Origin of the sequence: Psychrobacter sp. (assembly GCF_030457785.1) — a bacterium.
Taxonomy (GTDB): Bacteria; Pseudomonadota; Gammaproteobacteria; order Pseudomonadales; family Moraxellaceae; genus Psychrobacter.
The window spans coordinates 1-7,603 of the sequence record NZ_JAKDUI010000138.1 but is presented as its reverse complement, the minus strand read 5'-3'; the positions used below and the strand labels follow the sequence as shown (position 1 = coordinate 7,603).

The 7,603-nt window shown below is 46.9% G+C and carries 4 protein-coding genes; 3 read left to right on the top strand and 1 reads right to left on the bottom strand.

What is annotated here, in order from left to right; all coding sequences use genetic code 11:
- The first annotated feature begins 191 nt into the window (after positions 1 to 191).
- Both pgsA and L0J61_RS07620 read left to right on the top strand, forming a co-directional pair.
- Positions 192 to 872 carry a CDP-diacylglycerol--glycerol-3-phosphate 3-phosphatidyltransferase gene (gene pgsA / locus L0J61_RS07625; RefSeq protein WP_301465794.1) on the top strand — a complete coding sequence of 227 codons (681 nt, stop codon included), beginning with the start codon at positions 192 to 194 and terminating at the stop codon, positions 870 to 872.
- 187 nt (positions 873 to 1,059) lie between these two features.
- Positions 1,060 to 1,905, top strand: coding sequence for a hypothetical protein (locus L0J61_RS07620; RefSeq protein WP_301465793.1), 846 nt, complete (start codon positions 1,060 to 1,062; stop codon positions 1,903 to 1,905).
- A gap of 183 nt (positions 1,906 to 2,088) precedes the next feature.
- Here L0J61_RS07620 and L0J61_RS07615 read toward each other — a convergent pair whose 3' ends face one another.
- On the bottom strand, positions 2,089 to 2,583 hold the full coding sequence (locus tag L0J61_RS07615; protein WP_301465791.1) for a pyridoxamine 5'-phosphate oxidase family protein: 495 nt from the start codon (positions 2,581 to 2,583) through the stop codon (positions 2,089 to 2,091).
- 555 nt (positions 2,584 to 3,138) lie between these two features.
- Here L0J61_RS07615 and purL point away from each other — a divergent pair.
- Positions 3,139 to 7,158 carry a phosphoribosylformylglycinamidine synthase gene (gene purL / locus L0J61_RS07610; RefSeq protein ID WP_301465790.1) on the top strand — a complete coding sequence of 1,340 codons (4,020 nt, stop codon included), beginning with the start codon at positions 3,139 to 3,141 and terminating at the stop codon, positions 7,156 to 7,158.
- The last annotated feature ends 445 nt before the right edge of the window (positions 7,159 to 7,603 follow it).

The following is a 7,603-nucleotide window of genomic DNA, read 5'->3' as shown; positions in this document are numbered from 1 at the left end:
CTTACATATTTAAGTGTACAAGTGTTTTTATCAATTGGGTTATCATAACGCAGTTCGCCACAGTGTGGCTGCTTTGGTTACACGATATTACGTTATTGTCTTGAACTACGATGTGATAGATGGCATGACGCCCTGCGCGAAAAATGCTAAGCTATCCGACATTATTGTGACTATATTAAACTGGGTTTGCCATGACTGAGAGTACGCATTTGCCTACGCAGGATCCATCAAGTAAGCAAAATACCAATAGTATTTTCAACTTGCCCAACAACCTTACCATTGCGCGTATCTTGATGATTCCGCTATTTGTCGCGATTGCCTATTGGCCGCCTGCGATGGGGATTGGCTTGCCTGCGATCTCAGACAATGTCATCGCACGAGTAGGGATGAGTGAGTTTAGTGACAGTTTATTGCGCCATTTATTGTTGACCAGTGTTTTTATCATCGCTGCAGTGACGGATTGGCTCGATGGCTATTTCGCACGCAAGCTCAATGTGACGTCAGCCTTTGGGCGGTTTTTAGACCCTGTCGCTGACAAGCTGATGGTCGCTGTCGCACTGATCATCTTAGTGCAGTGGCATCCCAATATCATTATGGCGATTGCGGCGATCGTAATTATCTCACGCGAAATCGCGGTATCGGCATTGCGCGAATGGATGGCAGAGCTGGGTAAAAGTACCAGTGTGGCTGTATCTTACGTCGGTAAACTAAAGACAACCTTTCAAATGGTAGCGATTACGGTGCTGTTATTAAACTGGGAGTCTCTGGAGACAATTGGTTACGCGTTGATGGTTGCAGCTGTTTTCCTTACGTTATGGTCGATGATGATTTATTTGAGAGCAGCTTGGCCGTATCTCAAACAAAGTGGCTAGGTCATCACATTGATAATCAGGTCATCTAACAGCGGTGCCATAAAGCCTAAAAAAACGCCAGTAGCATTTGCCACTGGCGTTTTTTGTTGTCTCTGCTGAATATCTATCGTTAGATTTGTTTTAGACAGGGTTGGAATTATTCGTATATACTTTAAATTAGTAAACAAAACATAAGCAATTCGACCGAATGACGACGAGTCGCCATTCAAACACGCATGAGGGGTTAGGTATGATATTTCACCATAAGAAGTCCGGCGCTGCTGTATTATTGCTGGCACTATTAACTGGTTGTTCTTCTGGCGTCACTGTGCAGGAGGACTCAACGGCACGTATCTTAACGGAGCCCAACTCAGATATCTCGCCCGCGACTGCAGATAGCTCACTGGTATCATCGGTGGAAGAAGCTGCAGAATCGGAACGTCTAGGCACGAAATGGGGTGATGATGTTGACTCCAAGGTGAAAACGGTTGATTTGCGCCGTATCAATGATGAGCCTATCGAACAAATGGAGATTCGTTACGCAGACAAGGCCTATCCAGGGCGCGTGATAAATAGCATGTCATTATTGGCGGGTCAGGTTGATTTTTCAGCGGCAACTGACACTGGCTACTTGCCGCTTTATCGTAATGACGGCAGTTATTATCTACGCGGTCAGGCCGGTCAGGCTTACAGTCTGGTGTATCGTAATAACAGTGCCAAGACTTACGAAATCGTCGCTAGTGTCGATGGTTTAAATGTATTGAATGGTAGTGCTGCTAGCCGTTATGACCGTGGTTATGTTTTACGACCAAATAGTCATTTAATGATCGAAGGATTTCGCAAAAACCAAAATTCGGTGGCTTCGTTTACTTTTAGTGCGCCAGGCGATGCCTATGCAGCCAATACTGCCGCAGGATCTATCAGTAACACAGGCGTGATTGGTACTACTGTTTATGAGCTTTATGATCCTGCTAAACCAAAAACTACGCAGCCAAAACCAGAGCAGCCACAAGCTTATCCAGCGGACAATGGCTATGCGCCAGCTCCGCAGTGAGCATCTCCAGAGATAAGTAGCAATTAAAACGCTGAATGAAATGGCAACCACTCATCAAGTATGCGTCACATTAAACGTGCACAAAAAATGCCAGTCGCGAGTGCAACTGGCATTTTTGTTTTTCTAACGCTTCTTAAGCAGCTTCTCGCCTCAGCATTGTCAATGCTGTCAGCCGAATTAGGCCTATAGCGTCACCGAGTTGTTTTCGCCCAGGTGGGTTGCTTTTTTGCCTTCCATCACGGCGGCAGTTGTCATTTTGAACATGTTGACAACTGAGCTGCCGCTGATCCAATATTCGGCACCGTGTGGCACGACCTTGATAAGCTGCAAGTTCGGATCTTCTTTACCTTGTTCATAAAAGGCGCTGTATATCGGTGACCACAGCTCATTGAGTTTTTCTTCGTCTTCTACCAATTCTGCCTTACCGTTGATCGAGACATAGTTCTTGGCATCTTGACTGACATAAGCCAAGTTCACTTGTGCGTTCTTTTCGATGTCCTTGACGGTCTCTGTGGTCTTATCGCCAATGAACCAGATTTCTTTGGCGCCGATGCTGGTTTCGCTGGTGGTCATCGGGCAAGAATGCAGGTGGTCTTCGAGTGTTCTGGTAGTCATCATGGCAAATTTGATGTCTTTTACTAGCTCTTGAACTTTATCGATATGGTCTTGTCTACTCATAGTGATTATCCTCATTTTTGTGATTTTGGTAAGTATTATTAATTAGTATTGAATATCTCGAACAAGCTGTATTCGTCATTCGCTGGCTATTTGAACTGTTAGTAACTTGGATCGTCGGTAATTTAAGTCGTTGCTAGCCAGTATCGTTGCTAGCCAGGCTTGTTAGCAATTGATATTTAGGATAACGAGGATAGGTGGATGGTTTATATAGGGAAGCAGTAAAGCGATGTGATTGTTTGTAAGGATTATGAGGATTAGGTAAAAATTGTGACGCCATGTGCCAAAAGTAACCACGGAGAGAGCTTGTGTGCAAGTGCGCTTTCCATATAAGCTTTGACTCACGATCTTTTATATATCGTGGGATTTTATATATCGTGAGCTTTTATATAGAGAGAAGAGAGGGCGGTGATTGGATGATGGTTTACTGACTCGATAACCGACTGTATTGGCAATTTATCTCGGTTTTGACCTGCTTATTACAGGGCTTCTTGTTATAATACGCAAACCATTTACTTTGCATGGCAGAGATGCCTTGATCTTACGGATTATGCCTTTATGATGACCATCGCCGGACAACCGTTTCTTACCGATTTTCAGACGCAGCAACTCATCAGTCAGTTTCAGCAAAAGACAGAATTAAATGTCAGCCAAATCAGCACTCAGCAAGTGTATGTGTTATCACACAAGCTCTCTGCTGATGAGCAAAAAAAGGCACTGGACTTATTTGGCGTCAAAGAGGGCACTCAGCTTACCGCTGCACAAGACAACCAAATACAAGTTATCGTGAGTTCGCGTTTTGGTACGATTTCACCATGGGCCAGTAAAGCGACCGACATCTTTAATAACTGTGAAATTGAGATTAGTCGAGTTGAGCGCGTTATCGTTTATACGCTGACAATTGATGGCGACAGCCCTGTAACCAATAGCAGCGCTACTAACAAACTATCACATGCCGCTGAGCAATTATTGTTTGATCGTATGACTCAGAGCTTGGTCTATGATTTGAGTGATGTGAATGCGTTGTTTGACGACCAAGCACCCGCTTCACTGAATCATGTCGATGTCATGGGTCAAGGTCGTACAGCTTTAGAATCAGCCAATACAGAGTTTGGTTTTGCATTATCCAGCGAAGATATCGACTATTTAATGAATGCTTATGTCAATGAGCTAAAACGCAATCCGACTGACGTTGAGCTAATGATGTTTGCGCAGGCCAACTCTGAGCATTGCCGTCATAAGATCTTCAATGCTGAATGGAGCATCGATGGCGAAGTACAGCCAAAGTCATTATTTCAGATGATTAAGAATACTTACCAGTCAAACCCGCAAGGTATCCTATCTGCCTACAAAGACAATGCGGCGGTGATGGCAGGGTCTGATGGTATGCGTTTTTATCAAATTCCTACTGATGCAATGGACGCAAACGCTGCCCATCCTTATAGTTTTCATCAAGAAGACATCGACATCTTAATGAAAGTCGAAACCCATAACCACCCAACGGCGATTGCCCCTTATGCGGGTGCAGCAACGGGTGCAGGCGGTGAGATTCGTGATGAAGGCGCAACGGGTCGTGGTGGTAAGCCAAAAGCAGGTCTGACAGGTTTTCATGTTTCTCACTTGCACATTCCAGAGTTGAGTGAAAAATGGGAGCAGTCCGGTCAAGTCAGTACGCAGGCTTATGGCACGCCAGACCGTATGGCGACCAGTCTTGAGATTATGACTGAAGCACCACTTGGTTCAGCCAACTTCTCAAACGAGTTTGGTCGTCCCAATCTGTGTGGTTATTTCCGCAGCTTTCAGTTAGATACCTCAGCGGCCAAAGACGGCAGCGAGATGCGCGGTTACCATAAGCCAATCATGCTGGCAGGTGGTTACGGCAATATCAAACGCAACCTGATTGAAAAAAATGCCATTCAGCAAGGCGATTTGTTGATCGTTCTTGGTGGTCCTGCGATGCAGATCGGTCTAGGCGGCGGTGCAGCGTCTTCTGTAGACAGTGGTTCACTTGATGAAGGCTTGGATTTTGCTTCTGTGCAGCGTGACAATGCTGAGATGGAGCGTCGTTGCCAAGAAGTAATGGATCGCTGCTGGGCACTGGCAGGACATAGTGTCGACGATAGTAATAATGGTAAAGACGGTAACCCAATCGTGTCATTGCATGACGTAGGCGCAGGTGGTATCTCTAATGCGATGCCAGAGCTGGTGAACGATCACGAAATGGGCGCGGTACTAAATTTGCGTAAAGTACCATCGTTAGAAGCAGGTATGTCGCCGATGGCTATCTGGTCAAACGAAGCGCAAGAACGCTATGTACTCGCGATTCGCCCAGACAGCAAAGACCAGTTCGATGCTATCTGTGCCCGTGAGCGCTGCCCGTATGCCATATTAGGAGAAGCGACAGATATCCGTCAGCTAGTCGTTGATGATGAATTGCTCAGCGACCAACCTGTCGATATGCCGATGCAAGTATTGCTCGGTGGTACACCAAAAATGCAGCGCGGTTTTAGCCGTCAAGAAAACGAATTATCCGCATTGACGTTAGATAAGGTCAATCTGACCGAGTCCGTCACCGATGTATTGCGTCATCCTACTGTCGCGAGCAAGTCATTCTTGATCAGCATTGGTGACCGCTCTATCACTGGTATGGTCGTACGCGATCAGTACGTGGGTCGCTATCAAGTGCCCGTATCGGATTGTGCTGTGACCGCCTCGGGGTTGATTGCGCTAGACGGTCAGCCGATGACAGGGGAGGCGATGAGTATCGGTGAGCGTACGCCTATCGCACTTATTAATCCAAAAGCGTCAGCACGACTTGCGATTGGTGAAGCGATTACCAATATCGCTGGTACACGTATTGCTCAGTTGTCAGACATTACCATGTCGGCTAACTGGATGGCTGCGTGCGGTGATGACAGTGAAGATGCGGCATTATTTGACGCGGTACATGCTGTCGGTGAAGAGTTGTGTCCAGCACTTGGCATTGCCATCCCAGTGGGTAAAGATTCTCTGTCTATGCGTGCCAATTGGACAGACAGCAGCGAAGAAGGTGAGACGGATAAATCAGTCGTCTCGCCAATGAGCCTTGTGATTACCGCATTTGCCCCTGTGGTTGATGTGGCAAAAACCCTAACGCCTGAGCTCATCAGGGGTGACAGCGCGTTTTATCGTATCGACTTGTCGAAAGGCAAGCTACGTTTAGGCGGCTCAATCCTAGCGCAGACGCTGAGCCAACTAGGTAACGATTGCCCAGATTTGGCACAACCGAGTGATTTGATTGATTTCTTTAACTTTGTGCAGGCAGGTAATGAACAAGGCGTCATCAGTGCTTATCACGATATCGGTGATGGCGGTCTACTAGCGACCATCGCAGAGATGCAGTTCACCAGCCGTCAAGGTATCAAACTGTCGTTGACCGATTATAATTTGCTTGGTCAACTATTCAGTGAAGAGCTGGGTGCCGTCATTCAAGTATTGCCAGAAAACGTCGCCGCTTTAGTACAATTGGCAGAAGAGTTTAACGTCAGTGATATGCTGAGCCTCGTTGGTCAAAGCTCAGAAGAAGACAGCTTACTGATTCAGACACCAACGCTCATGGGCGATGACACGCTACAGTTTAGCCGTAGCGAATTGCAGCAAGCGTGGACGCAGGTCAGCTATCAAATCGCGCGCCGCCGTGATAACCCAGCTTGTGTACAGCAAGAGTATGACCTAATCAGCGATGCCAGCCATCAAGGCCTAATCGCTGCGCCAAACTATGATCTCAATCAACAGATAGAGGCGCCGTATTTAGCCAGTCGCGAAACTAAGCCAAGAGTCGCTATCCTCCGTGAGCAAGGCGTCAACGGTCAGACAGAAATGGCAGCAGGCTTTACCCAAGCTGGCTTTGAAGCTATCGATGTGCACATGAGCGATTTGCTTGAAGATCGTATCAATCTACGTGACTTTGACGGTCTCGTCGCTTGTGGTGGCTTTAGTTATGGTGACGTATTGGGCGCTGGCTCAGGTTGGGCAAACTCTATCTTGTTCCATGACGAGCTACGCATGCAGTTTGTGCGCTTCTTCGCCCGTCCTGATACCTTCTCACTAGGCGTCTGTAACGGTTGTCAGATGATGGCGCAGCTAAAGGATCTCATCCCAGGTGCAGACAACTTCCCACGCTTCATCGCCAACGAGTCTGCTCGTTTTGAGGCGCGTACGGTCAACGTGAAAATTGAGCGCACCAAGTCTATCTTGTTCAAAGGTATGCAAGGCAGCATCTTGCCAATCGCGGTGGCGCATGGTGAGGGCTATGCCACGCTAGATAATACTGAAATCGACGGTATGGCAAACCACGGTCAGCTCGCCATGCGTTATGTCGATAGCCAAGGTTATCCAACTGAGACCTATCCGCTCAATCCAAACGGTTCACTCGGCGGGGTCACGGGTCTATGTAGCACTGATGGTCGCGTCACGATTATGATGCCGCATCCTGAGCGTAACCTAAAAGCCCATAACCATAGCTGGAAGCCAGAAGAGTGGAATGAAGATGGCGCGTGGATGCGGATGTTCCGTAACGCGAGAGCTTGGTTGCGCTAGTCGCAAACCTAGATGCTTGATTAGCTTCGTCAAACTTGCTGAGCCTACGATATGTAGTGCTTGCGCATGTTTTCCTCGCTACTCAAACCTCTAGCAATTGCTTATAGTTTTAGATATCTGTTTTTAAAATAAAAAGGTGGGCTTCGGCTCACCTTTTTTGTGTTTGGGATTTGAGTTTTTGAGAAGTGGGGGAGCCAATCCCGCCTTCCGCTTGTATTTGCCAGTCTGGACGAGGCGGTGACACGAGTTGAGATGTTGCTGTTGCCTCGACACCACCTCAAACTCTAGCCACCGCAACTTGCTCAATCTAGCAGGATACCGCTACAGTCAAGGCTAAACCGCGCCTCCGTAGGGTTATTGTCAGTTTGAATAATCAAGTTTCTCGTTCAACTTTCCTAAATATTTACTTTATTCTACAAAGTAGTATAAGCTTGAAATTAAATTT